20 protein-coding genes are annotated in these 25,766 nt (G+C 73.0%); 7 read left to right on the forward strand and 13 right to left on the reverse strand.

The features are described 5' to 3' along the window. Positions 1-89: 89 nt before the first annotated feature. From AC27LF_RS08570 to AC27LF_RS08600, 7 genes are all read right to left on the reverse strand, one after another. Entirely contained in the window at positions 90-593 is a 504-nt protein-coding gene (locus AC27LF_RS08570) for a GreA/GreB family elongation factor (RefSeq protein WP_479661425.1), read from the reverse strand. A 306-nt stretch (positions 594-899) separates the two neighbouring features. After that, positions 900-1,775: a phosphogluconate dehydrogenase C-terminal domain-containing protein gene (locus tag AC27LF_RS08575; protein WP_479661424.1), complete on the reverse strand. Its 876-nt coding sequence runs from the start codon at positions 1,773-1,775 to the stop codon at positions 900-902. Next, complete coding sequence (locus AC27LF_RS08580; RefSeq protein ID WP_479661423.1) at positions 1,775-2,575, reverse strand: sugar phosphate isomerase/epimerase family protein; 801 nt, start codon at positions 2,573-2,575, stop codon at positions 1,775-1,777. The genes AC27LF_RS08575 and AC27LF_RS08580 overlap by 1 nt, the downstream gene beginning before the upstream one ends. Continuing rightward, complete coding sequence (locus AC27LF_RS08585; RefSeq protein WP_479661422.1) at positions 2,575-3,354, reverse strand: triose-phosphate isomerase; 780 nt, start codon at positions 3,352-3,354, stop codon at positions 2,575-2,577. The genes AC27LF_RS08580 and AC27LF_RS08585 overlap by 1 nt, the downstream gene beginning before the upstream one ends. Continuing rightward, a complete protein-coding gene (locus AC27LF_RS08590; RefSeq protein WP_479661421.1) occupies positions 3,354-3,827 on the reverse strand; it encodes a ribose-5-phosphate isomerase in 474 nt (157 codons plus the stop codon). Before AC27LF_RS08590 ends, AC27LF_RS08585 begins: the two co-directional genes overlap by 1 nt. 11 nt (positions 3,828-3,838) lie before the next feature. Next, complete coding sequence (locus tag AC27LF_RS08595) at positions 3,839-5,587, reverse strand: dihydroxyacetone kinase family protein (protein ID WP_479661420.1); 1,749 nt, start codon at positions 5,585-5,587, stop codon at positions 3,839-3,841. Continuing rightward, positions 5,584-6,951, reverse strand: a complete 1,368-nt coding sequence (locus AC27LF_RS08600; protein WP_479661419.1) for an MFS transporter — start codon at positions 6,949-6,951, stop codon at positions 5,584-5,586. Before AC27LF_RS08600 ends, AC27LF_RS08595 begins: the two co-directional genes overlap by 4 nt. Before the next feature lie 233 nt (positions 6,952-7,184). On the opposite strand from AC27LF_RS08600, the gene AC27LF_RS08605 reads away from it, so the two are divergent. The 3 genes from AC27LF_RS08605 (at position 7,185) to AC27LF_RS08615 (ending at position 11,317) form a co-directional block, all read left to right on the forward strand. Next, positions 7,185-7,937 (forward strand): FadR/GntR family transcriptional regulator, encoded by a 753-nt coding sequence (locus AC27LF_RS08605; RefSeq protein ID WP_479661418.1) that lies wholly within the window; start codon positions 7,185-7,187, stop codon positions 7,935-7,937. 1,047 nt (positions 7,938-8,984) lie between these two features. After that, positions 8,985-10,697 (forward strand): PHP domain-containing protein, encoded by a 1,713-nt coding sequence (locus tag AC27LF_RS08610; RefSeq protein ID WP_479661417.1) that lies wholly within the window; start codon positions 8,985-8,987, stop codon positions 10,695-10,697. Beyond that, positions 10,694-11,317, forward strand: a complete 624-nt coding sequence (locus AC27LF_RS08615; protein WP_479661416.1) for a hypothetical protein — start codon at positions 10,694-10,696, stop codon at positions 11,315-11,317. Before AC27LF_RS08610 ends, AC27LF_RS08615 begins: the two co-directional genes overlap by 4 nt. A 102-nt stretch (positions 11,318-11,419) precedes the next feature. On the opposite strand, the gene AC27LF_RS08620 is transcribed toward AC27LF_RS08615, so the two are convergent. Continuing rightward, entirely contained in the window at positions 11,420-12,250 is an 831-nt protein-coding gene (locus AC27LF_RS08620; RefSeq protein WP_479661415.1) for a helix-turn-helix transcriptional regulator, read from the reverse strand. 433 nt (positions 12,251-12,683) lie between these two features. Beyond that, positions 12,684-13,073: a DUF5997 family protein gene (locus AC27LF_RS08625; RefSeq protein ID WP_479661414.1), complete on the reverse strand. Its 390-nt coding sequence runs from the start codon at positions 13,071-13,073 to the stop codon at positions 12,684-12,686. 59 nt (positions 13,074-13,132) lie between these two features. Here AC27LF_RS08625 and AC27LF_RS08630 point away from each other — a divergent pair, with 59 nt between their 5' ends. Continuing rightward, the gene (locus AC27LF_RS08630; RefSeq protein ID WP_479661413.1) at positions 13,133-13,900 is read left to right on the forward strand and encodes a LysR family substrate-binding domain-containing protein; all 768 of its coding nucleotides are present in this window, start codon (positions 13,133-13,135) and stop codon (positions 13,898-13,900) included. A gap of 22 nt (positions 13,901-13,922) precedes the next feature. Here the strand turns inward: AC27LF_RS08630 and AC27LF_RS08635 are convergent, their stop codons facing one another. Next, positions 13,923-15,347 (reverse strand): MFS transporter, encoded by a 1,425-nt coding sequence (locus tag AC27LF_RS08635; protein WP_479661412.1) that lies wholly within the window; start codon positions 15,345-15,347, stop codon positions 13,923-13,925. A 605-nt stretch (positions 15,348-15,952) separates the two neighbouring features. On the opposite strand from AC27LF_RS08635, the gene AC27LF_RS08640 reads away from it, so the two are divergent. Then, positions 15,953-16,984, forward strand: a complete 1,032-nt coding sequence (locus AC27LF_RS08640) for a lactonase family protein (protein WP_479661660.1) — start codon at positions 15,953-15,955, stop codon at positions 16,982-16,984. A gap of 121 nt (positions 16,985-17,105) precedes the next feature. Here the strand turns inward: AC27LF_RS08640 and AC27LF_RS08645 are convergent, their stop codons facing one another. After that, positions 17,106-18,029, reverse strand: coding sequence for a sirohydrochlorin chelatase (locus AC27LF_RS08645; protein WP_479661659.1), 924 nt, complete (start codon positions 18,027-18,029; stop codon positions 17,106-17,108). 303 nt (positions 18,030-18,332) lie between these two features. Here AC27LF_RS08645 and AC27LF_RS08650 point away from each other — a divergent pair, with 303 nt between their 5' ends. Both AC27LF_RS08650 and AC27LF_RS08655 read left to right on the forward strand, forming a co-directional pair. Beyond that, positions 18,333-19,010: a uracil-DNA glycosylase gene (locus AC27LF_RS08650; RefSeq protein WP_404037788.1), complete on the forward strand. Its 678-nt coding sequence runs from the start codon at positions 18,333-18,335 to the stop codon at positions 19,008-19,010. Positions 19,011-19,420: 410 nt separating this feature from the next. Continuing rightward, complete coding sequence (locus AC27LF_RS08655) at positions 19,421-22,429, forward strand: 3-keto-alpha-glucoside-1,2-lyase-like domain-containing protein (RefSeq protein WP_479661658.1); 3,009 nt, start codon at positions 19,421-19,423, stop codon at positions 22,427-22,429. A 199-nt stretch (positions 22,430-22,628) separates the two neighbouring features. Here the strand turns inward: AC27LF_RS08655 and AC27LF_RS08660 are convergent, their stop codons facing one another. Together AC27LF_RS08660 and AC27LF_RS08665 are read right to left on the reverse strand one after the other, a co-directional pair. Beyond that, the gene (locus AC27LF_RS08660) at positions 22,629-23,714 is read right to left on the reverse strand and encodes a WD40/YVTN/BNR-like repeat-containing protein (RefSeq protein WP_479661665.1); all 1,086 of its coding nucleotides are present in this window, start codon (positions 23,712-23,714) and stop codon (positions 22,629-22,631) included. A 375-nt stretch (positions 23,715-24,089) separates the two neighbouring features. Further along, entirely contained in the window at positions 24,090-25,751 is a 1,662-nt protein-coding gene (locus tag AC27LF_RS08665) for a DNA alkylation response protein (protein WP_479661657.1), read from the reverse strand. Positions 25,752-25,766: the final 15 nt, after the last annotated feature.

Raw genomic sequence — 25,766 nt, forward strand, 5'->3', positions numbered from 1 at the left:
GGCCCGGGCCACGCTCGTGGACCTGTTGAGCGATGAGGACGCCTCCGCCGCGGTGGTGACCTGACCCTGGCCGACGCCGTGCGCCCTCCCTAGGCTCCGGGCCGCTCGTCCGCTCCTGCCGCCGTGTCGTCGGGCGCCTTGAGGGCCAGCACGACGGCGCTGAGCCGACCGTCCGGAGTGCTGTAGTCGACGGTGTCCCCGGCGCGGTGCCCCAGCAGGGCCCGGCCCAGCGGGCTGTCCGAGGTGACCAGCCGCTGGTCGGAGGGCGCGGCCACCTCGCCGATCCGCAGGGTCTGCGCCGTCCCGTCCGCGAACCGCACCGTGACGGTGCTGCCCACGCCCACCACTCCGGGCGGGGGCGGGTCCGCGACGGCCGCGGTGCGCAGCCGCTCGCCGATCCGGGAGATCCGGTCGTCGAGCCGGGCGAGTTCGGTGGCCCGCTGCAACTCGTCGGCCTGGTCGGCGGTGTCCCCCGTGCCGCCGTCGCTGTGCAGCGACGACGCGACCGCCTCCCGTTCGGAGCGCAGGTCGGCCAGCTCCCGCTCCAGCGCCCGACGGGCTTCGGCGCCGATCGGCTCGGGTCCACCGGTCATAACGGCATGATGCGCTCCGCACCACCGGTCCGCCACCGGCGGGCCGACCCGCTCGGCGCATCGCACTTCTTGCCGAGCTCGGCGACCCGCCGTGGCCCGATACGCCGCGAGCCGCGGCGTCGTGGTTTGTCGCGCAGTTCCCCGCGCCCCTTCGGGCGCCGGCACGGCCCCGTGCCATCCCACCGGGCCGGTGACGGCCGCACGGGGACGGCCGGTTGTGCGGATGACGGGACGGGGCGGGTCAGAGCGAGGCTCGTGCCGCACCCCACAGCGGGGCGCGGCACGGGCCTCGGCGCACCGCGTGGGTCAGCGCTTGATCTCCTTGATCTTCAGCATGCGCGTGATGACCTTGTCCAGCTCCTCGTCCTCGAAGACCTTCTTCCAGTCGTCGCGCACGATGGACTCACGGCCGTAGTCCATGGCGATCAGGCAGGCGTCGGAGAACGGGTTGGAACCCTTGAGGGTGTTGGCCAGCGCGACCTGGGTGTGGCCGAGGAGCATGGCGCGGGCCGCCTTCTCCGGCACGCCGACCGTGTGCACCGTCTCGTGCAGCGCCTCGGTCAGCAGGGCGCCGACCATGCAGGCGATGGTCTCCACCAGCGTGGGCTCCAGCACGGCCAGTTGCTTGACGGTGACCCAGTGCACGTCCACCACCGGCGCGTACATCACGCGGATCACGGACTCGGCCAGCTTCTGCCTGGCCTCGTCCCCGCCCTCGTACGCGGCGACGACCTCCTGCGGGGCGGCGATGCCGCCGAAGGTGTCCTGCCACTCCTCCTTGGTGGTGCGCTCCAGGAACACCGACGGGTGGCAGGGGTGGGCGCAGGCGTAGTGGATGTCGTCGCGGGCGAACAGCAGGCCGGCGTAGGCGGCGGCCGGGTCGAGGGTGAGGACCACGGTGCCCGGCTTCATCAGCGGCACCAGTTCCTCGGAGACCGTGCCGAGGACGACGTCGGGGACGGCGAGGATGACCACGTCGGCCGCCGCGGCGGCGTCGGCGGACGCGGTCAGCTCCCGGCCCAGGCCGCGGATCAGCTCCTGGCCCTTGGGCGATGCCTCGCTGAAGAGCACCTGGAAGTCGCTCTTGACCAGGTTGTTGGAGACGCGCTGGCCCATCTTGCCGGCGGCCCCGATGACGGCGACGGTCACGACGTCGGCCCGGGTCTGGATCTCGGTGGCCATTACTCGCTCCTCAGAAGGGTGTTGATGCTGTGCCGCGTCCACTGGTGTTCGAGCCGGGCGGTGGCCTCGAAGCCCTCGTCCTGCCACGGGAGCCAGTGCTCCACGATCTGGTTGATGCCGCGCTCCGCGGGCCGTACGGCGGCGATCATGCCGTCGTAGTCGAGCAGACCCTCGCCCAACGGGCAGCCGGCGTAGGTGAATCCGACCCAGCCGTCGCGGCGGGTGAAGGCGAAGTCCTTGACGTGGATGTTCACCACGTAGGGCGCGGTGGCGGCCACGACGTCGGCGGGGCGCTCCAGCCGGGCGACGCTGTTGCCGGGGTCGAGCACCACTCCCAGGTGCGGGCTGCCGACCCCGCGTACGACAGCCAGCAGATCGTCGGTGGCCACCTGCTCGTAGGTCTCAAGGCCGAGGGTCACGCCCGCGTCCGCGTACCGGGGTACGGCCTCTTGCAGCAGCGCGACCGCTTCGGCGGTGCCGGGCCGGTGGCCGGCCGAGTTGAGCATCGAGCGGACCAGGGTGACGTCCAGTTCCCGGGCCAGGCGAAGGTAGGTGTCCAGGCGTTCCGGGCGGATGCCGCGGGTGCCGAGTTCCAGGCGCAGGCCGAGGTCCTGTGCGGTGGCGCGGACGTCGGCGAGCCGGGCCGCGTCGTAGGACTCGATGGGCGGGTAGTCGCAGATCTGGAAGACCCGGCCGCCCAGTTCGGCGGTGTCGCGCAGCATGTCGGTGAGCGACAGCGGTGCGGGGGCACGCTCGGAGATGCGCCAGAAGTAGGCGTAGGTGCTGATGCCGTGGGCCATCAGGCCACCGCCGTGGCGGCCGGGGGCCGGATCTCGTCGAGGACGGCCGCCACGTTGGCCGGGTCGTGGGCGAAGCGGCCGAGGAACAGTCCACCGACGCCGCCCGCGAGCCGGGTGAGCAGGCCCGGTCCGGCGCTGCCGCCGTAGATGACGCTCGAACCGGCGTGCCGCGGACGGGAGTCGAGCCAGTCACGCAGGGCCGTGCACACCGTCGAGATGTGCTCGGCGGAGGCCGGTTCGGGCGCGCTGATGGCCCACTGGGGTTCGTAGGCGAGGACCACGGCGCCGTCCAGGCCCTGGAGCAGACGCTCGGCCTCGGCCACGGTGCGCTCGGCCGCGTCGCCGGGGCGGGCCCGGTCGCGTTCGCCCACGCACAGGACGGGGGTGAGCCCGTTGCGCAGGGCGGCGGCGGTCTTCGCGGCGACGACCGTGTCGCCCTCGCCGTACAGCCGGCGGCGCTCGGCGTGGCCCACCTCGGCGTAGCGGCAGCCGATCTCCTTCAGGGCCGGTCCGCCGACCTCGCCGGTGTACGGTCCGCGGTCCTCGGTGGCGATGTCCTGCGCACCGTAGGTGATGCCGTACGGGGCGAGGATGCCGGACGCGGGGACGATCGCCGGGAACGACGGCAGGACGAACAGGCGGGCGGCGCCGGAGGTGAGGGCGGGGTGCCGCTCGGCCAGGGCCGAGATCCGGCGCGCCCAGTTGAGGGTCTGCTGGTGCCCGAAGTACATCTTCAGGCTCACCCCCAGCAGCACGGGCGGTGGTGCGGCGGCAGGCATCAGGCGGCTGCCTCGTCGTTCTCGTAGTCGCTCATGAGCTGGACCTTGGCGGCGGACGGCGAGGTCTCGTCGAACCGGTAGGTGAGCCATTCGGCGGCCAGCCGCCGGGCGAGTTCCAGGCCGATGACCCGCTGGCCGAAGGTGAGGATCTGCGCGTTGTTGGACAGGATCGCGCGCTCGACGGAGAACGAGTCGTGTGCGGTGACCGCCCGGATGCCCTTGACCTTGTTGGCGGCGATGGCGACGCCGAGTCCGGTCCCGCACACCAGCAGCGCCCGGTCGGCGTCGCCGCGCGCGACCATCTCGGCGGCGGCGATGGCGACCTTGGGGTAGGCGGTGTGCCCGTCGGCGTCGACGCCGACGTCGGTGACCTCGGCGACCAGGGGGCTGCCCTGCAGGTCCCGCTTGAGGGCCTGCTTGTACTGGTAGCCGGCGTCGTCGGATCCGACGACGATACGGAGCTTGTCGGTCATCTCGGCTTTCCTCAGTGCTGGTGGGTGGGGTGGCTGAGCAGGGCGCCGTGGACGGCGCGGGTGATGAGGGCGAGGGAGTGCGCGCCCGCGTCCGGGGTGCCGAGGGACTTCTCGGCGTGCGGCCGGGCCCGGCCCTTGCGGGGCAGCAGCTCGGCGGTGGCGGCGGCGGCCGACTGCGCGGCGCCGGCGGCCCGGTCCCAGGCGGCGGTCAGGGCGAGACCGGACGCGGTGGCGGCGGTCAGCGTGTCGGCGAACGGGACCAGGACGTCGACCATCGTCTTGTCCCCGACCTCGGCGCCGCCCAGCCGGCGCACGGCGGCGGACGCCTCGGCGACCCCCGCGGCCACCCGGTCCGCGTTCGGCGCCGCCCGGTCGCCGAACGCCGTGCCGAGGCAGCGCAGGATGGTGCCCCACAGGGCGCCCGAGGTGCCGCCCGCCTTGTCGGCCCAGGCGTCCGCGGCCCGGGTGAGGACGGTGCCCGCGCCCGCGCCGAACCCGTACGCGGTGGCGGCGGCCTGCCGGGCGGCGGTGGCGCCGCGCTGCATGCCGATGCCGTGGTCGCCGTCGCCGGCCACCGCGTCGATCCGGCCCAGCTCCTCGACGTGCGTGTCGACGGTGTCGGCGAGCGCGGTCAGCGCGGCCAGGACGGTGCCCGCGGCCCGCCGGGAGTCGTCGGATGCCTCGGGCAGGCTTTCGTCGGCCGTCTCGTCGGCCGCCGTCCCGGTCGCCGCCGGCTCGGGGCCCGGTGCGGTGAACGCGCCCTTGCGGTAGGCCGGGGTGTCGGCCGGGGCCCGCCACAGCGGTGCGAGCCGGTCGTCGAGCCAGGTCAGGGTGAGCGAGACGCCCGCCATGTCGAAGCTGGTGACGAGTTCCCCGACCTCGGGGTCGACGATCTCCACACCCGCGTCGCCGAGCAGTTCGGCGACCTTGCGGTAGACGACGAACAGCTCCTCGTACTTGACCGAACCCAGCCCGTTGAGTATCACCGCGGCGCGCCGGCCGGCCGGGGCCGCGACATCGCCGGGCAACTCGGCCAGCAGGCGGGTGACCAGCAGCCGGGCCGCCTCGTCGGCCGTGGGCAGGGCCTCCTCGCCGATGCCGGGCTCCCCGTGGATGCCGAGGCCCACGGCCATCCGGCCCTCGGGCACGGTGAACAGCGGGTGGTCGGCGCCGGGCAGCGTGCAGCCGGAGAAGGCGATGCCGAAGGAGCGGGTGCGGGCATTGGCGTGCTCGGCGACCGCCAGCACCTCCGCGAGCGGCAGACCCTGCTCGGCGGCGGCCGAGGCCGCCTTGAAGACGGGCAGGTCGCCGGCGATGCCGCGCCGCTTGGCCGACTCATCGGCGGCGGCACTGGAGATGTCGTCGGTGACGGCGAACGTCCGCGCCTCGACGCCTTCGGCGGCAAGACGCTCGGCGGCCTGCCCGAAGTGCAGGACGTCGCCCGCGTAGTTGCCGTACATCAGCAGCACCCCGGCGCCCGCGTGCGCGGCCCGGGCCACGGAGCGGATCTGCTGCGCGGAGGGCGACGCGAAGACGTTGCCGACCGCCGCCCCGTGGGCCAGACCCCGGCCGACCAGGCCGGAGAAGGCCGGGTAGTGGCCGGAGCCGCCGCCGATGACCACCGCGACCTGCCCGGCCGGGGTCCCGCCCGCCCGCACGACACCGCCGGTGACGGGGCGCACCCAGCGCCGGTGCGCGGCGGCGAAGCCTTCCAGCGCCTCGTCGGCGAAGGCCGCGGGGTCATTGATCAGGCGGGTCATCGAAGGGCCTCCAGGGGCTGCTGCTCGGGGCCGGGGGCCGGTGCGGCGGTGCGATTGCGGGTGGCGAGCCAGATCATCAAGGCGGCGGACAGCAGCATGAAGAAGCCGACGAGGTAGAGCGGTACGTAGTAGTCGCCGCTCCAGTCCTTGAGCCATCCGGTGATGTAGCTGGCCGCGAATCCGGCGATGTTTCCGGCGGTGTTGATGAGGGCGATGCCGGCCGCTGCCGCCGCCCCGGTCAAAAAGCGCGAGGGCACGGACCAGAAGACGGGCAGGGCGGCGAAGATCGCACAGGCGGTCACGGTGATCACGGCGACCGTGGCGGTCGGGGAGCCCATGGAGAGGGCGAGCGGGATGGAGACGCCGCCGACGACGGCCGGCCCCGCCACGTGCCAGGTGCGGGTGCCGTGGCGGGTGGCGTGCCGGGTCCAGAAGAACAGCACGACCGCCGCGGGCAGATAGGGGATGGCGGTGATCCATGCCTTGTCCATCACGCTGAACGTGGTGTCGTACTGCTCCTGGAAGCCGTTGATGATCGTCGGCAGGAAGAACGCGAGGGCGTACAGGCCGTAGACGAAGCCGAAGTAGACCAGGGCGAGGACCCAGACGCGGCCGTTGGCGAAGGCGGCCTTGAGGTCGTTCTTGGTGTGTTTGTCCTCGTGTCCGGTCTTGTGGGCGTTCTCCGCGGCGAGTTCCTTCGTCAGCCAGTCGCGTTCGGCGGGCGTGAGCCACTTGGCGTCGGCGGGCCGGTCGATCAGATAGAACCAGGCGATGACGCCCAGCACGATCGCGGGCAGCGAGACGAACAGGAACATCACGCGCCAGCCCTCAAGGCCGAACAGTCCGTGCCGGCCGATCAGCCAGCCGGCGAGGGGGGCGCCGAAGACCGTGGTCAGCGGCTGGGCCAGATAGAACAGGCCGAGGATCTTGGTGCGGTGGCGTGCGGGCACCCACTGGCTGAGGAAGAGGATGGCGCCCGGGAAGAAGCCGGCCTCGGCGACGCCCAGCAGGAAGCGCAGGGTGTAGAGCTGGCCGCTGCTGTTCACCCAGGTGAACAGCAGCGACACGATGCCCCAGGTCACCATGATCCGGGCCAGCCAGCGGCGGGCGCCGAAGCGGTGCAGGGCCATGTTGCTGGGGACTTCGAGCACGATGTAGCCGATGAAGAAGATCCCGGACGCCAGGCCGAACTGCGCGGCGGTCAGGGCGAGGTCTTCCCCCATCCCGTTCGGTTCCGCGAACGAGACGGCCGTGCGGTCCAGGTAGTTCACGAAGAACATCAGTGCCACGAAGGGCACGAGGCGGACTGAGATCTTCTTGATGGCAGTTCTCTCGACTGCCGTGGATGGCGCGTCGGCACCCATGTCGACTCCTCGGCTCGCCCGGACAACTCCGTCCGGGGTGGGTCACACCGGCGGTACGCGTCAGCCGCGCCCCGCCGGTTCACCCTCACGCTAAGCCCCCGACCCAAATTGGTCACCAATTTACCAGTGTGCCGAGACTCACAGATGTGCCGGCTTCCCGCCTCTTGACACCACCCGGTCCCGGACCGATGAACTGGCTGGTCAACCGCGTGCCGACGGCATCTGGTTGACTGGTGACCGTGACCAGTCAGCCTGATCAGCAACCCCCCGCCGCCGCGCCCGATCTGGCCCAGCTGCTACGGCCGGTGGTGCGGGAGTCCTCCGTCAGCGAGGTCGCCAAGCGGCTCCTCGACCATCTGTCCGCGGGTGACATCCGGCCCGGCACCCGGCTGCCCGCCGAACGCCAGCTGGCCGAGGCGCTGGGTGTGGCGCGCTCCAGCGTGCGCGGGGCGCTGTCCGCGCTGGACGTGCTCGGCATCATCGAGATCCGCCCCGGGTCGGGCTCCTACGTCCGCGAGGGCACCTCCGAGTTCCTGCCCCGCGCGATCAACTGGGGGCTGATGCTCGGGCAGCGCCGCACCCAGGACCTCGTCGAGGTGCGCACCTATATGGAGGGGGTCTCGGCCCGGCTGGCCGCCGAGCGCGCCACCGACAAGGACGTCGCGGTCCTGGAGGACCATCTGCGGCGGATGCGGGACGCCGGGGGTGACGTGGGGGCGTTCATCGACGCGGACATCGCATTCCACCTGGAGTGCGCGCGCATCGCCCGCAACTCCGTGCTGAGCGACATCCTGCACAGCATCCGCGCGCTGCTCCAGGTGTGGATGGAGCGGGTCAGCGACATCGAGGGCACCGTCAGCGGCACGCTCTGCGAGCACGACGCGGTCCTTGAGGCCATCCGCGCCCGCGACCCGGAGGCCGCGGACCGGGCGATGGCCGCACACATGCGCATGGCCAGCGCCCGCCTCCGAGCATCAATGCCCTAGGCTCCGCCCGGTTCGGCCCCCCGGTACGGCCCGGACGCCCCGACCGGCTTCCGGGCACGGGGTCCAAAGGGCCGGGGCGGAGCAGCGGGCGTGAGCGGGAGACGGCACGTGGTGTGCCGCCGGGGGCGGTCAGGTGTGGGTGGATGTGCGGGGGTGCCGGGTTGTGGGCGTCGATGGTGGCGGCGCGTGGTGTGTTGCTCACGGTGGCCGGGCGGGTTGCGGTGCCGGGATGGTGGCTGCGTGTGTTGTGGGTGGGCTGCGGTGGCATGGTGTGCCGGCGTGGGCGGGCCCTCGGTGGTGGCGCGTCTGGGGCCGTCGGGTGCGGGTGATGTGAGCGTTTCGCGGGCCTTCGTGCCGTACCCGTACCGCCTGTCGTTGCCTGCCGTGCCCGTGTGTCCGGGCTGGAGCGGCGGTGGTGTGTGACGAGGCGGTGCCCGCGCCTCTGGGGTGGGGTGTCGTGGCGCACCTCGTCCACGCCGGTCGCGCAGACCGGCCCTTCGGGCGGCACGCTCAACGTGGCCTACGGCTGCTTGGCTGCCTGACCGCTCGTCGCCTTCGAGCACCAGCGCCCCGTCCCGCCGGCCCCCAGCTCCCGCTGTCCCCGGCTTCCGCCACCCCGCGGCTCTCGCCGTCCCTGGCTTTCGTCGTTCCCGGCTCTCGCCGGACGTGGCTCTCGTCGGCCGTGGTGGGCGGGGCGTGGGGGGTTGCCCGCAGGGTTGGTCGTCGGGGCGGGTCGGTGTGCGGGGTGCCACCTGCTCGTGGGCCGGCGCGAGGGCCGGGGCGGGCCGCGGTGCTGGGACGAGGGGCGGGGCGGCTCGGTGGCCGGAATCGGGCGGGTGTGGGGGCACGGCGTCGTTCGTCTGCGGTGCCGTGGTGGCGGCCGGGGTGTGGGGGGAGGTGTCGGCGCAGTTCCAGGTGGGCCTTGATGCCCGTTGCACATCCGGCCTTCTCGGTCACACCACCGTCCCGCTCCCCGTCGTTCATCAGGGCTTTGCAGACTCCGCACGTCCCAAGCGTGTACATCCCTGTTGCCAGCGGGAGTTGAAAATGGGTCACGGCCACAGACATGACCAGGGTCACCACCATCACCACCACGGCGGCGACGAGCCCACGTCCCTGCCGCCCGCCCTCGACATGTCGGTTCCCGACGGCGAATTGACGCCCAGTCAGTTGTCGCGGCGCTCCATGCTCCGCCGCACCGGCCTGCTGGGCGCGGGCCTGGCGGCCGGCAGCGTGCTCACCGGCGCCGGCCAGGCGGCCGCGTCACCGGCCGCGACGGCCGCGACGGCCGCGTCGAACCGCTCGCGCTCGCACGGCTACCTGTGGCTCGCCGGTGACCACCACATCCACACCCAGCACAGCTCCGACGCCAAGTACCGCGTCATCGACCACGTCCGCCAGGCCAACGCGCACGGTCTGGACTGGATGGTGATCACCGACCACGGCAGCGAGACGCACGCCAAGATCGGTGTGGAGAAGGTCAACCCCGACATCGTCGCCGCCCGCGACACGATCGGCGACACCCTGGTCTTCCAGGGCCTGGAGTGGAACATCCCGGCCGCCGAGCACGGCACCGTCTTCGTCCACCCGGGCAAGAACGAGGTCGCCGTGCTGAAGGAGTTCGAGAATTCCTTCGACGGCTCCGTGAAGAAGGCCACCGGCAACACCCCGGCCAACGAGGCGCTGGCCATCGCCGGCCTCAACTTCCTCGCCGACCAGGTACGCCACCGCAAGGTCAAGGACGCCCTGTTCCTGGCCAACCACCCGGCCCGCAAGGGCATCGACTCCCCGCACGAGATCCGCGGCTGGCGCGACGCCCAGCCCACGATCGCGGTCGGCATGGAGGGCGCCCCCGGCCACCAGGCCGCCGGCCTGCCCGCCCCGAACGGTCCGGGCGGCGGCCGTGGCTACTACGACGGCAGCCCGGGCGCCGAATCGTTCCCCGGCTACCCGCTGGAGAGCTACCGCACCTGGGGCGGCTTCGACTGGATGACCGCCACCGTCGGCGGCCTGTGGGACAGCCTGCTCGCCGAGGGCAAGCCCTGGTGGATCACCGCCAACTCCGACTCCCACAACGTCTACGCCGACACCGCCGTGCGCGGCCCGAACAGCGACTTCAACGCCAACGGCCGCTACGAGGACCCCGTCTACGGCGGCGGGCTGAACCTGACGGACGGCGACTACTGGCCGGGCCAGTACTCCCGTACGCACGTCGGCGCCTCCTCGTTCTCGTACCAGGCGGTCATGGACGGTATCCGGGCCGGCCGGGTCTGGGTCGACCACGGCGGACTGATCAGCGGCCTGAACGCCCAGGTGCGCTCCGGGTCCAGGGCGGTCACGCTCGGCGGCTCGCTGGTCGTGCGCCGCGGCAGCCAGGTCGACCTGGTCATCGAGATCAGCCTGGCCAACGGCCCCAACTGGTCCCAGTTCGTGCCGAAGCTGGCCCGCGTGGACGTCATCCAGGGCGCCGTCACCGGCCGGGTGGCAGACAAGGACGCCTTCGCCACCCCGGACACCAAGGTCGTGAAGTCCTTCGAGGTGAACAAGTCGACCGGTTCCGTCCGGCTGACCTACTCCCTCGGCCGGGTGGACAAGCCGCTGTACGTGCGGCTGCGCGGCACCGACGGCAACCGCTCCGCCGTCGGTCTGAACGGCGCCGCCGTGGACCCGGCGGGCCCGGCCATGGACGTCGTCGGCGACGCCGACCCGTGGAAGGACCTGTGGTTCTACTCCAACCCGATGTGGGTCCTGCCCGCATGACGGCACCCCACCCTGTGTCCGGCGTCCACTCCGTCATCGGGGTGGACGCCGGCACGGCGAGCCTGCGCGAGGCCGACCACCTCGTGCACCACCTCACGGACCGCCTGAAGCTCCCGGACGGCACCATCGCCTGCACCCATCTGATCCGCAGCGCCGAACGCCGCGGGACGACGGTCTCGTTCGCGCTGCCGGACGCCGCGGCGGCCCGGGCGGCATGGCAGCGCCTGACCGAACGCGCCGACCCGGACCCGGGCCTGGGCGCCGTGCTCGGCGACCTGACGCACGGCTCGGCCGGATCGGCCCGCACGGCGGCCCCGGGCGCCGCGGAACACGCCCGGCGCAGCGGCGGGCGGGCCGTGCTCTACCCCGGCGCCGACCGGCTCACCGGCACCGTCGTCCTGGCGGAACTGCTGGCCACGACCGCCATCGAACGGGTCGTCGTGGTCGGTGCGCCCTTCGCCGACGGGCCCGACCCCGGGACCCCGGTGCTCACCCGGGACCATGTGCGACCCGAGTGGCGCGACGGCCTGCTGACCCTCGCCCTCGTCCCGGCGGCAGGCGGGACCCTCGCACCCTTCGAGGTGCCCAACCCCACGCCCTGCTGCGCCGACCACGGCTGACGCCCCCGCGTGGGCGGTGACCCGCGACCCGTGGGCCGGCTGCGGGCCGCGACCCGTGGGCCGGCTCGGCGACCGGGCCTGCGGTCGGCGCCCGCGCCGCCGTCACGCGGGGCGGCGCTCGCCCGCAGGCGTGCCGCCCCCGGCGGTCCCGGTCCGCGGCAGCAGGCCCAGCTGCTGGGCGCGGAGCACGGTGCCGACCCGGTCGCGGGTGCCGAGCTTGCGGTAGATCTTCTCGATGTGCTTGTGCACCGTACGGTCGGAGATGCCGAGGCGGCGGCCGATCGCCGCGGCCGTCAGGGTGTCGGCGAGGAGCAGCAGCACGGTCGTCTCGCGCGGCGTCAGCGCGCAGTCCGCCGCCCGCTCGTCCAGGGACGCGGCGCCGGGCAGCAGCCGCCGCCACTGCTCCAGCAGTTGCCGCTGCCGCTCCACGGCGGCCAGCAGCGGCTGGGCGCGCCGGGCGAGCAGGATGTCGTCGTCGGTGAAGTCCGTACCGGAGCGGTAGACGAGGCACCCGGTGATCGGGGTGGTCGCCTGCGGCAGCGGCACCGCCAGCGCATGGTCCGCGTCCAGGGTCCGGCCGAGCAGCTGGGCCGTCGCGCTCGCCGGCCAGGCCGGACCCGCCAACCGCCGTGCGGTGACCGGCTCCCGGCCGGTTCCGGTCAGGTAGTGGGAGGCGAACGGCCGTCCCGTCCTGAGCAGCGCGAGGTCCGCGGCGCCGAGCCGGGCGAACTCCGCGGCGGTGTCGCCCGCCAGGCCGACCGTTCCGCTGCCCGCGCTCCAGTCGTCCAGCTTGAAGATCACCGCGTCGCCGCCGCACAGGCCCGGCAGGGCGTCGGCGAGCAGCGGCCACAGACGTCCGGGGTCGCGTTCGTGCAGCGCCGCCACGGCCACGGACGCGATGCGCTCGTAGGCCGCCGTGGGTGATCGTGCCACGTGTTCCTCTCGCTCGGTGCCTTCGCGCAGCCTCTACGTAGTTCTACCCATATCCGTGGGCCGCGCGCTGACCGTAACTTCAACCGGGCAACATCACGTCCGCGGACGTGGTCGTTGCGTGCGGGCCGCCGAGACGGGGGAGCGGCGGCCCGCACCCCGTGGGCTTGCCGTAGCGCAGTGCTCAAGTGGATACCACCGTGGATCCGGCCACCGTGGACGCGACCGACCGTCCGGGCGTCGACGGGGGACCTGATGCGGTGCGCCCGGCCGCCGCCGTTAGGCCCGCAGCGGCAAGGCCGCCCATGTCACCCTCAAGTCCACCGAGGGCCGCAGCGAGACCAAGGTCCTCGACGTGCACGCCAAGGAACCCGGCGGCTGGGACAAGCTGAAGGTGCCCTTCGGCGGCTGAACGGGCCCGTGCCGGGCGGGGCGGTCAGCCGCGCCCGCCCTGCTCCCTGCGTAGTTCCTTGAGGCGTGCCGCCTCCTTGCGGACCCCGGCCTGGGTGGCCCGCTCCCGCTCCAGCCACTCGGGCCGCTCCCGCTTCAGCGACTCGATCTGCTCGGTGGTGAGCGCCTCGGTCACCCCGCCGCGGGCGAGGCCCGCGATGGACACGCCCAGCTTCGCCGCGACCACCGGACGCGGGTGCGGGCCGTCGCGTCGCAGCTCGCGCAGCCACTCGGGCGGCTCGGTCTGGAGCCGGTCGAGTTCGGCGCGCGTGACGACACCCTCCTGGAACGGTGCGGGGGTGGCGGGGAGGTACACACCCAGCTTCTTCGCCGCGGTCGCGGGCTTCATCGTCTGGGGGTTCTGCTGCGACTTCATGAGGCCCAGGGTATCGGCCGGGTACGGGGGCGCCGGCCGCGGCCGGTAGTCTTGGCCCGGTGACAGGCCCGCAGGAGACACCGCCGTTCCGGCTCGCGTACGTGCCCGGGGCGACGCCCGCCAAGTGGGCGCGGATCTGGCACGAGCGCCTGCCCGGCATCCCGCTCGCCCTCGTCCAGGTACCGGCCGCCGAGGCGGCCGACGTGCTGCGGGCCGGCGCGGCGGACGCGGGGCTCGTGCGGCTGCCGGTCGACCGGACGTTCTTCAGCGCGATCCCGCTGTACACCGAGGCGACGGTCGTGGTGGTCCCCAAGGACCATCTGATCACCGCCGCGGACGAAGTGAGCCTCGCTGACCTCGCCGACGAGGTCGTCTGCCACCCCCTCGACGACGTACTCGGCTGGGACGCCCCGCCCGGCGAGCCGGCCTTCGAGCGGCCCGCCACCACCGCCGACGCCGTCGAACTCGTCGCGGCCGGCGTGGGCCTCCTCGTCGTCCCCCAGTCACTGGCCCGACTGCACCACCGCAGGGACCTGACCTACCGCACGGTCGTCGACGCCCCGCAGTCGTCCGTCGCCCTGTGCTGGCCCGAGGCCGCCACCACTGACCTCGTCGAGGACCTGATCGGGATCGTGCGCGGACGCACCGTCAACAGCACCCGGGGCCGGGGCACGCTCCAGCCCGAACAGCCCCCACCGAAGCGGAAACGCCCCGAGCCCACCGCCCGACAGCAGCCCACGGCAGGCACCCCCACAGGCCGCCCCCGCCAGTCCCGCTCCGCCGCCCCCAAGGGGCCCAGACGGGGCCGCCCCCGCCGCCGCTCGTAGCGACGGAGCGGGTGGTGGTCGGTCAGCTGTCCGGTGCCAGGTGGCGCAGGTCCGCGACGGCCAGTACCAGTGCCGCCAGCACGAACACCAGCGAGGCCGCGAAGCCCAGTCGGAGCGCGTCCACGGCGCGCCCGTGGTTGGCGAGGTGCGCGAAGTACACCGCACCCACGGCGGCGATCCCGGCCGCCGCCCCGATCCGCTGCCCCGTCTGCAGCACCCCGCCGGCCGCCCCGGCCCGCCGCACCGGCACCTGGGCGAGCGTCAGTGTGGTGTTGGGGGAGACGGTCAGACCGGAGCCGACCCCGGCGACGAGCAGCGGCAGCGCCGCCGCCCACCCGACGCCCGGACCCGGCACCCGCTGCACCGCCGCGATGGTGCCCACCAGCCCCACCGCCACCGCGGCCAGCCCGAACACCACCAGCCTGCGGTCATGGCGGACCACCAGCCGGCCGCCGACCAGCGCCGCCACAGCGGAGCCGACCGCGAACGGCATCGCGGCCATCCCGGCGGCCAGCGCGCTGTAGCCGAGGCTGTTCTGCAGGAACAGGTTGTAGACGAAGAACACCGAGGTGAACCCGGCGAAGTAGACGAGGCTCAGCAGTGCGCCCAGCGAGAACGACCGCAGCGCGAACAACCGCAGGTCCACGAGCGGGCCCCGGCCGAGCCCGCCCTGCCGCCGCTCCCACACCCAGAACGCCATGAGCAGCAGCACCGCCACGGGTACCAGGGCCCACTTGCCCCGGCCGGGCCACGCCTGTTCCTGCACCAGCGGCAGCATCAGCGCGAGCGCGCCGGTACCGAGCAGCAGCACACCCGGTACGTCGAACCCCTCACCGGCGTTGCCGCGCGGCACGGTCCTCGGCAGCAGCCGCAGCGCCGCCGCGAACACCGCGAGACCGATCGGGAGGTTGACGTAGAACACCCAGCGCCAACTGCCGGACACCTCGATCAGCAGGCCGCCCGCGAGCGGTCCGACCGCCGTCGAGACGGCGACGACACTGCCGAACGCGGCGAAGGCGCGGGCCCGTTCGGTGCCCTGGAACATCTGCTGGATCAACCCCGTCGCCTGCGGTGCGATCAGACCGCCCGCCACACCCTGAAGCAACCGGAACACCACCAGCCAGGTGCCCGTCGGGGCCAGCCCGCAGGCCGCCGAGGCCAGCGTGAACAATCCGACGCCGATGAGGAAGGTCTGCCGACGGCCGCGCAGATCACCGAGCCGTCCGGCGGGCACGAGGAACAGGCCGTAGGTGAGGGCGTAGCCGGAGACGACCAGGGACAGGTCGGCCTGGGCGGCCCGCAGCCCGCGTTCCATCGAGGGCAGGGCGACGTTCACGATCGACGTGTCGAGCAGGGTCATGAAGCCCGCCGTCAGACAGACCGCGAGCGCCTTCCAGCGCCGTTCGTCCGCGACGGGCTCGGTCTCCCGCGCCTGGACGGTGGTCATGGGGATCCGCCGACGCCGGGACGCCAGGCGCGGTGGGACAGCCCGGGCTGCCGATGCGGGTGGAACGGTGGGGTGGCCATACGGGCGCCTTCCTGTGCTGTCCTGCGACCACGGTAGAAACGGACCCGACAAGACGCCCGCCGAACCACCACCCTGACGGTCCCCCGCACCCCCCACACCACCGAGAACAGGCCCCCGACCCCCCTCCCACACCCACCCACCCGAACTACGCCGTCCGAGCAGCCACCCCAGGAGCGCGAGGCCCACCACCCCCGGGCCTTCTGTGGTCACACGCCAACGGCAGCCAACCCAGGGGCGCGGGGAACTGCGCGCTCAGCCACACCCCACCCGCACGGCCTCCCGCACAGAACCCCAACGGCGCGAGGCCCACCACCCCCGGGCCTTCTGCGGTCACACGCCAACGGCAGCCAACCCAGGGGCGCGGGGAACTGCGCGCTCAGCCACACCCCACCCGCACAGCCCCCCACACAGAACCCCAACGGCTCACATCTCCCCCCTCACTTGGTCTAGACCGCAAAGATCAACTGCTACCGTCACCCGCGGACGCGACACGGCGGACGCGACACGTACGAGAGGGGACAGCCGTGGCACACGGCAACAGTCGGCACAGGGCCTTCATCGGGTCGTTCACGGCGGCGGGCGGACCTGGGCTGGTGACGGCCGCCGTCCACCCGGACACCGGCGCGCTCGCCGTGCTCGGCAGCGTCGACGGCGTCCCCGACCCCTCGTACCTGGCGCTGTCCCCCGACGGAGACACCCTGTACGCCGTCAGCGAGACGGCCGACGGCGCGGTGGCCGCGTACCGGGTCAAGGGCGACAAACCGACCCTGGCCGGACCGCCGGTGCCGGTCGGCGGCAGCGGGCCCACCCATCTCAGCGTGCACGCCGGGCATGTGCTCACCGCCAACTACGGCTCGGGGAGCGTCACCGCCGTGCCCGTGCGCACCGACGGCGCACTGGCCGGCGCCCGCTCCGGCGTGCTCCAGCACATCGGCGCGGGCCCGCACGAGCGGCGCCAGCGCGGCCCGCACGCCCATCAGGTGCAGCCGGACCCCAGCGGCCGCTGGGCCGTCAGCGTCGACCTCGGCACGGACTCGGTGCGGGTGTGCACCCTGGACGGCGGGGTGCCCGTGCTGCACCGCGAGATCGCCCTACGCCCCGGCTGCGGCCCCCGCCACCTCGCCTTCCACCCGGACGGGACGCTCGCCTACGTCGTCAACGAGCTGACCCCGACCGTCACGGTGTGCCGCTGGGACGCCGAGGCGGGCTCCCTGCGGCCATTGACCGAGACACCGGTCCTGCCGGGCGCGCCGGCCGGCGACGCCTATCCGTCGGGGATCGTCGCCTCGCCCGACGGCCGGTTCGTGTGGACCGCGACCCGCGGCGAGGACGTCCTGTCCGTGTTCGCCGTCGAGGGCGCGGGACTGCGGCTGACCGGCACGGTGCCCTGCGGCGGCCACTGGCCGCGCGCGCTCGCCGAGAACGCGGGTTTCCTGTACGCCGCCAACGAACGCTCCGGCAACATCACCTGGTTCGCGGTCGACCCGGACACCGGACTGCCCCGCTACGACGGCTCGGTGGACGTGCCCGCCGCCTCCTGCGTGGTCTTCGGCTGACCCGCGCCGCGTCCGGCCCCCACCGCGGGTGCCCGGCGCGCGACTGCCGTTCGGTACGGCGCCGGGCCCGTTTCCCTTGCGGAGCGGTCCCCGAAGCGTGCGGGCGCCGTGCCGGCCCGGCTCAGCGGGCCGGGGTGCTCTGCGGCTGCTGCGGGGTGATGCCGAGCACCGTCGTGTAGCGGGCCAGGGCGAGCTTGCCGATCGTCGGGTAGGCGCCCAGCGCCTCCGCGGCCGGGCAGTCCGCCTCGGTGGCGGCAGCCGCCAGCAGGCCCGGGTCGATCTCGGGGCCGATCAGGTAGGGAGCCAGCGCCAGCTGCTGCGAACCGGCGGAACGCAGCTGCTCGGCGACGGACGCGATCGAGCCGTCCTGGTCCAGGGCCGCCGCGATCACCGGCACGGCCAGGCGCGCGGCGAGCAGCATGCCGGTGATGCCGGCCGCCTGCACGGCCTCGTCACCGCCCACGGAGGCCAGGATGATGCCGTCCGCGGCGGTCGCCACGGTGAACAGGCGCGCGCGGTCGGCGCGGGCCAGACCCGCCTCGGACAGCCGCACGTGCAGCGCCTCGGCGAGCAGCGGGTGCGGGCCGAGCACATCGGTCAGGTCGGCGGCGACCTTGCTCTCCATCACGGCCTGGCGTACCTGGCGCAGCAGCGCGCTGTCCGGGCCGGCCAGCAGCGGCACGACGACGGCCACCGGGCCGTCGGGCTCCTTGACCTCGGCACCGGCGGCGACGGCCTGTTCGTAGCGGGCGGCGCGCTCCTCGGCGGCCTGCGTCAGCACGGACTGCAGCGTCGGGAACTCCGCGTCGTCCCCGTCCACGTACCCGATCCGGGCGTCCAGGCCGGGCAGCTCGGAGCGGGCGATGCTCACGACGTCCTCGGCGAGGCCGCGCGTGACGGCACTGGGCGTGCCCGGCACCGCGAGGACGAGCGCGGGCGCGCCCTCGGGAGCCACCAGCGGTTCGGGGCGGCGGTGCCGTCCGGGCTGGCGGGGGCGCGGCATTCGTACTGGCAGGCCGGACGCGGGCCCAGTGGGGGAGCTCATGGCGCCGCATGTTACTGGCTTCCTGGGCTCCCCTGTTCGGGGAGGGTGCAGGTGAGCGGTATCCGTCCGGTTTTGTCTGATGAGTCGCGTACGGATCAGAAGGTGCCTCTCCCTGCCGGGGCGAGCGTCAGCGGGTTGCCGCGTACACCATCCTCCCGTCCGCCCAGGTGACCGGCCGCGTGATCGGCTCGACCGGCTCGCAGACCTCGACGAGGAGGAAGGGTAGCGCCTGCGCGACGGCCCGTGTGCGGCGGCTTCCCCGCGTATGCCCGGCCCTGTCGCGTACGAGTAGAGTGACGCGCCGTGGCAGCACGACCTTTGCATGAACTTGTGGAAGCCGGATGGGCCAAGGCGCTTGAGCCGGTGGCCGAACGGATCGCAGCGATGGGGGACTTCCTGCGGGCCGAGATCGCGGCGGGCCGGACGTATCTTCCGTCCGGGGCGAATGTCCTGCGGGCTTTCCAGCAGCCCTTCGACGACGTCCGTGTCCTGATCGTGGGTCAGGACCCTTATCCCACGCCCGGTATGGCGATCGGGTTGAGCTTCGCGGTGGCGCCGGAGGTGCGTTCGCTGCCGGGCAGTCTGGAGAACATCTTCCGCGAGATGCACTCCGACCTCGGGCTGCCCAGGCCGTCCAACGGCGATCTGACGCCCTGGACGCGGCAGGGAGTGCTGCTGCTCAACAGGGCGCTCACCACGGCCCCGCGCAGTCCGGGCGCGCACCGGGGCAAGGGCTGGGAAGAGGTCACCGAGCAGGCCATCCGCGCGCTGGCCGGGCGCGGCAAGCCACTGGTGTCGATCCTGTGGGGCCGCGACGCGCGTAATCTGCGGCCGCTGCTGGGGAACCTGCCGGCGATCGAGTCCGCGCATCCCTCTCCGATGTCGGCGGACCGCGGCTTCTTCGGCTCCCGTCCGTTCAGCCGGGCCAACGATCTGCTGGCCGGGCAGGGTGTGCAGCCGGTGGACTGGCGACTGCCGTAGGCCCCCAACCCCCGTTGCGCCCGCGTCTCTTCGGGCGCCGGCTTCACCACCCCGCGCACCGCGCGTTCACGAAACCCGTGCGGGTCTGGACACCCAGGCCCGCCGTGAGCTGTGCGACGAGACGGGCCGCACGCACCGGCTGCCGCTCGACGTGCCCGCGGCTGACCACGCCAGGACCCCCGGCAGCGCTGGTGCCCCTTGCCGCGATACCGCGTCCCGAAGGCGCCCCACCGCGCTCCGGCGGCGGACTTTGAACTCACTGATGACAAAGTATGGACGCACTCGGCAGAAGTCCCCTAACGTGACGGCCCAACCGTAGGCGTACGACTCTTCGGCATCAGCACCCGCGTTTTCCGTACAGCTAGACCGGAGTGCGATCCGGCGGCCTCCGGTCCCGTCCTGGAGGACCGATGCATCCACATCCGTTCCGCCGCGCCCGAAGACAGCTCACCACGTTGCTCATCGGCGGCTTCCTCGCAGGCGGGATAGCGGCCGCGCCCCCGTCCGCCGCCGCACCCGCCGACATCCCGCCCCAGGAACCCGGTGTCACCCTGCGCGTCTTCGACACCCAGGTCCCGCTCACCAAGCTGTGCACGCTCAAGCCGGGCCAGACACCCAACCACGACAAGCTGATGCCGACCGTGGACTGGTCCTCGACCGACGACTTCGGCGGATTCGCCGACAACTTCTCGGCGCAGGCCGCCGGTTACCTCGTCATCCCCGACAACGGGACGTACACCTTCCGTCTCATCAGCGACGACGGGTCACGGCTCACCATCGACGACCGTGAGGTCATCGACCACGACGGGCTGCACGCCGCCGAGCCCAAGGACGGGGCCGTCGAACTCACCGCGGGCTCCCACCCGTTCCGCATCGACTACTTCGAGCGCACCGGCGGGCAGCAGCTCACGCTCGCCTGGAAGCCGCCGGGCGCCACCGACTTCACCGTCGTGCCGCGCGAGTCGCTGACCACCGACGCCGGGGTCGTACGGGTCACCGCGCCGGGCCGCAAGGAGTGCGAGTCGGGCGCGGACAGCCCCGGTGACGGACTGCCGCTCACCGACGTGCGCCCCGACCTCACCCTCACCGACCTACGCCCGGACGGGTTCGAGCCGCAGGTCACCGGCATGGACTGGCTGCCCGACGGCCGGCTCGCCCTCACCACGTGGGGCGGGTCCCAGAACCAGTCGGGCGAGGTGTACCTGCTCGACCATGTCACCGGGAAGACCAGCCGCGACAAGGTGACCGTCAAGAAGGTCGCGAGCGGGCTGCGCGAGCCGATGGGCATCAAGTACGTCGACGGCTCCCTCTATGTGTCGCAGAAGCACGAGCTGACCCGGCTCGTCGACACCGACCACGACTGGGTCACCGACGAGTACCGCACCGTGGCCACCTGGCCCTACGGCGGCAACTTCCACGAGTTCGCCTTCGGGCTGCTCTACCGCGACGGCTACTTCTACGTGAACCTGTCCGTCGCCATCAACTACGGCGGGGCGACCACCACCCCGCAGCCGGCCCCGGGCCGCGGCACCACGTACCGGATCAGCAAGAAGACAGGGAAGATCCATCCGATCGCGGGCGGCCTGCGCACACCCAACGGGATCGGCTGGGGTCCGGACGGCGGCATCTTCACCACCGACAACCAAGGGGGCTGGCTGCCGGCCAGCAAGCTCGTCCAGATCAAACAGGACCGCTTCTTCAACCACTTCACCGAGCCGTCAGGCCCGTTCGACGACCGTCCCGTCACCCAGCCGGTGCTGTGGCTGCCGCAGAACGAGATCGCCAACTCCCCCAGCACTCCTCTGTACGTGACCAAGGGCCGGTTCGCCGGGCAGATGCTCTTCGGCGACGTCACCTACGGCGGGCTCCAGCGCGGCTATCTGGAGAAGGTGAAGGGCCAGTACCAGGGAGCCGTGTTCCGCTACACACAGGGGCTCGAAGCCGGCGTCAACCGGATCACCCTGGGCCCCGACGGCGCGATCTACGCGGGCGGCCTGGGCGCCGACGGCAACTGGGGTCAGGAAGGCAAGCTCAAGTTCGGCCTGCAGAAACTGACGCCGAACGGCGGCAACACCTTCGACATCAAGGAGATGCGGGCCGTGCCCGGCGGCTTCGACCTGGAGTACACCCAGCCGGTGTCCGAGGCCACCGCCGAGAAGCTGGCCTCCCGCTACCAGGCCGAGCAGTGGCGCTACACCCCGACATCCGACTACGGCGGGCCGAAGATCGCCGAGGAGCGGCTCACCGTCCGCTCGGCGACGCTCGCCGCCGACGGGCGCACGGTCCGGCTGCGCCTCGACGGACTCAAGCCCGGCCGCGTCGTGCACGTGCGCTCGCCGCGCCCCTTCGCTTCCGCGTCCGGCGAGACGCTGTGGAGCACGGAGGCCTGGTACACGCTCAACGCGCTGCCGGGCGAGCAGCCGCCGCCTGCCACGCTGTACGAGGCCGAGGAGGCGCGGCTGACCGGCACGGCCGGCATCAACACCGACCACAGCGGGTACTCGGGCAGCGGTTTCGTCGACCGCTACGGCACCGAGGGCAAGGTGGCCACCACGTTCGATGTGACGGTCCCCAAGGCGGGCGAGTACGACGTGAACCTGCGCTACTCGAACGGCCCCAACCCGTTCCAGGGCACCAAGACCCTCTCCCTGTACGCCAATGGGGAGAAGCTACGCCAGACGAAGCTGCCCTCCACGGGCACCTGGGACGCCTGGTCGACCCGGACGGAACGGGTCAGCCTGCGCGCGGGCCGCAACACCCTCGCGTACCGCTTCGACGCCGGAGACACCGGTCATGTCAACCTCGACCTGATCACCGTGCGTCCGCACGGCGCCGCCGTCACCCTCTTCGACGGCACCACCGCCTCCCAGGCGCAGTGGCAGCACACGGACGGGCGGCGCGTTCAGTGGCCGCTCGCCGCCGAGCAGTCGATGGAGGTGTGCTGCGGCGACATCCGCACCAAGGAGGCATACCAGGACTTCAAGCTGCATGTGGAGTTCCGGGTTCCGCTGCTGCCGGACGACGTCACCGGCCAGAACCGCGGCAACAGCGGCGTCTACCTTCAGGACCGCTACGAGCTGCAGATCCTCGACTCGTACGGTGACACCACGCTCGACACCAACGAAGCCGGGGCGATCTATCTGAAGAAGGCCCCCGATGTGAACGCGGCGACGGCGCCGGAGACCTGGCAGACGTACGACATCACGTTCCGCGCGGCACGGTTCGACGACAGCGGCCGTAAGACCGCCGACGCGCGGGTGACGGTCGTGTGGAACGGCCGGAAGGTCCATGACGACGTCGCGATCGACGGGCCGACCGGCGCCGGTGCGCCGGAGGGGCCGTCGGCCGGGGCGATCCGTCTGCAGGACCACGGGAACACCGTGCGGTTCCGCAACCTGCGGGTGCAACCGCTGAGCTGACGCACCCGCACCGAAGCCGCGCAGCGGCGGGGCGCGCCCACCAGATCGCGGGCGCGCCCTTTCCCGTTCACACGGCTCGCCGATGCGGTGTTGCGTGCGCGTGCTGTGGGTCCACCGGGAGAAGCCGCCGACGGGGACGACCGAGGCCGGCCGTGCCGGTGGCCCGCACGGCCACCTCCCTCCTGCTGCGGCCGCGGCCTCAGTCGAGGACCGCGGCCCGTACACACAGCACGTCCGGCAGATGGGACGCCAACGGGTGCCAGCTGTCGCCGTCGTCGGCCGACGCGAACACCTCGCCGTTGCGGTTGCCGAAGTACACGCCCGCCGGGTCGCCGCCGTCGGTGCACAGCGCGTCCCGCAGCACCGTCCCGTAGTGGTCCTCCGACGGCAGGCCGGCCGTCAGCGGCTCCCAGCTCCCGCCCGCGTCCGCCGTGCGGAAGACCCGGCAGCGGCGGTCGGCCGGCACCCGGTCGGCGTCGGCGTTGATCGGGAAGACATACGCGGTGCCGGCGCGGTGCGGGTGGGCCGCCACCGCGAAGCCGAAGGTGGACGGCAGCCCCTCGCCGATGTCCGTCCAGTGCGCGCCGGAGTCGTCGCTGCGGTACACACCCCAGTGGTTCTGCAGATACAGCCGGTCCGGGCTGCCCGCGTCCTGGGCGATCTTGTGGACGCACTGGCCGAACTCCGGGTCCGGATCCGGCAGGAACACCGCGGACACACCGGAGTTGGACGGGGCCCAGCTCACACCGCCGTCCGTGGTGCGGAACACGCCGGCCGTGGAGACCGCCACGGTCACCGCCTTCGGATCGCGCTGGTCGGTGACGACGGTGTGCAGTCCCTCACCGCCGCCGCCCGGCACCCACCGGCCCCGGGTGGGGTGCTCCCACAGGGGCCGGACCAGGTCGAAGCTCTCCCCGCGGTCCTCGGAGCGGTACAGCGCCGCCGGTTCCGTGCCCGCGTACACCACGTCCGGTTCCGCCGCCGCGGGGTGCAGCTGCCACACCCGCTCCAGCGAAGCCCCGGTGTCCTTGGGGAACCTGACGGCGGGCCTGGCGGGTTCGGTCCAACTGCGGCCGAGGTCGTCGGAGTGGAAGACGGACGGGCCCCAGTGGGAGCTGTCGCCGCCTGCGAGCAGGCGTGGGCTGCCGCCGCGGGTGTCGATGGCGACCGAGTAGATCGCCTGCGCGTTGAAGTAGGGGCTCTCGTCGAACTCCCAGGCGTTCTCCCGCCGTCGCCCGATGAACAGGCCCTTGCGGGTGCCCACGGCGAGCAGTACCTCGGTCATGCCGATCACCTCCGGGGTGTCGTCGCACAGCTGGTCCTCAGACACGGGCCAGTCTGCACCCCACCACTGACAGCCACCCTAACCCCACAATCACCGCAGGTCAGGACGGTGCCGCCAGCCGTCCCGCGGGAACATCGGAGGCGGTTTCCAGCCAGCCGTCCCGGGTGCCAGGCGCACTGCGCTCGAACGCCGTGCCCCGATGGCGGCGGACCGGGTGGCGCTCGGCGCTCGCCGCTGCACGGCAGGTGCTCTGCGTGAACGGCCGGCAGGCGGTGCCGCTTGGGCAGGGGACCCGGCGCAGGCGGGGTGGCACGAGGTGCGGTGGGTCCGCCGGACCCGGGGCGCCGATGGTCCGGGGGCCGGAGCGGCCCGCGGTCAGGCTCCGTCGGGCAGCGCGCGGTCCAGGATGGTGTTCAAGGCGGCCCCGGCGGGCAGTGTGCCGAACGAGTGCCCCCAGTCCCCGCCCAGCCGGGACGCGCAGAAGGCGTCGGCGACGGCGGCCGGGGCGTGCCGGACCAGCAGGGATGCCTGGAGCGCCAGGGCCATCGCCTCGACCAGCCGGCGCGCGCCCACCTGGTCGGTCTCGGCCGACCGGTCCTTGAGCCGGGCGACGGCCGCGTCCAGCCGGGCGTCCGCCCCGCGCGCCAGGGCGAGCTCGGCGAACAGGGCGTCCGCCGCGCCCGGCTCCCGGCCGAGCGCCCGCAGCACGTCGAGCGCGTTGACGTTGCCCGAGCCCTCCCAGATCGACAGCAGCGGTGCCTCCCGGTAGTGCCGCGGCATGCCCGACTCCTCCACATAGCCGTTGCCGCCCAGGCACTCCAGGGCCTCCGCCGTGAAGGCGGGACCCCGCTTGGTGACCCAGTACTTGCCGACGGCGGTCGCGATCCGCCGGAACGCCCGCTCCCCTTCGTCCCCGCGCACCGCGCGGTCCGCCGCACCGGCCAGCCGCAGCGTGAGCGTCGTGGCGGCCTCCGACTCCAGCGCGAGATCGGCGAGGACGTTGCGCATCAGCGGCTGGTCGAGCAGCCGCGCGCCGAACGCGCTGCGATGGCGCGCATGGTGTCCCGCCTCGACGAGGGTCTTGCGCATCAGGGTGGCCGACGACATCACGCAGTCCAGGCGGGTGCAGTTGACCATCTCGATGATCGTCTTGACGCCCCGGCCCTCCGGGCCGACCAGCCAGGCCACGGTCGCGTCGAACTCCGGCTCGGATGAGGCGTTGGAGCGGTTGCCCAGCTTGTCCTTCAGCCGCTGGATGCGGAACGTGTTGCGGCTGCCGTCCGGCAGCACGCGCGGCACCAGGAAGCAGGACAGGCCGCCGGGCGCCTGGGCCAGCACCAGGAAGACGTCGCACATCGGCGCCGACGTGAACCACTTGTGCCCGCGCAGCGTGTACACGCCGGGCTCGGCGGTGGGGGTGGCCGCGGTGGTGTTGCTCCGTACGTCGGAGCCGCCCTGCTTCTCGGTCATGCCCATCCCGGCCAGCAGGCCGGGCTTCTCGGTGGGTACGCGCAGCACCGGGTCGTACTCCCGGCCGGTCAGCAGCGGTTCGTAGACCTTGGCGAGGTCCGGCTGGGCGCGCAGCGCGGGGACGGCCGCGTACGTCATCGACGTCGGGCAGCCGTGTCCGGCCTCCGTGTGCCCCCACACCAGTCCGCCCGCCGTGCGGGCGACGTGCGCTCCGGGCCGGGCGTCGGCCCACGGCGCGCCCGCGAGGCCCGCGCCGACCGCGACCCGCATCAGATGGTGCCAGGCGGGGTGGAACTCGACCTCGTCGATCCGGTTGCCGTACCGGTCGTGGGTGCGCAGCAGGGGCTCGTGCCGGTTGGCCAGTTCGCCCCACTCCTGCGCCTCGGCGCTGCCGGCCCGCCGGCCGAGGCGCCGGACCTCCTCCTCGGCCCAGCCCGCGCCCTCCCGGCGCAGGCCCTCCAGCAGGGCCGGGTTCGCGGAGGCGTCGTACGGGGCCGAGGGAGGGGCCTGGTTGGTGACGTCATGGGTCGCGTGCGGCGGCTGCGCCGGAGCGGGTGTCGAGACCATACGGCCCATGTTGCA

Source organism: Streptomyces diversicolor (assembly GCF_057537855.1).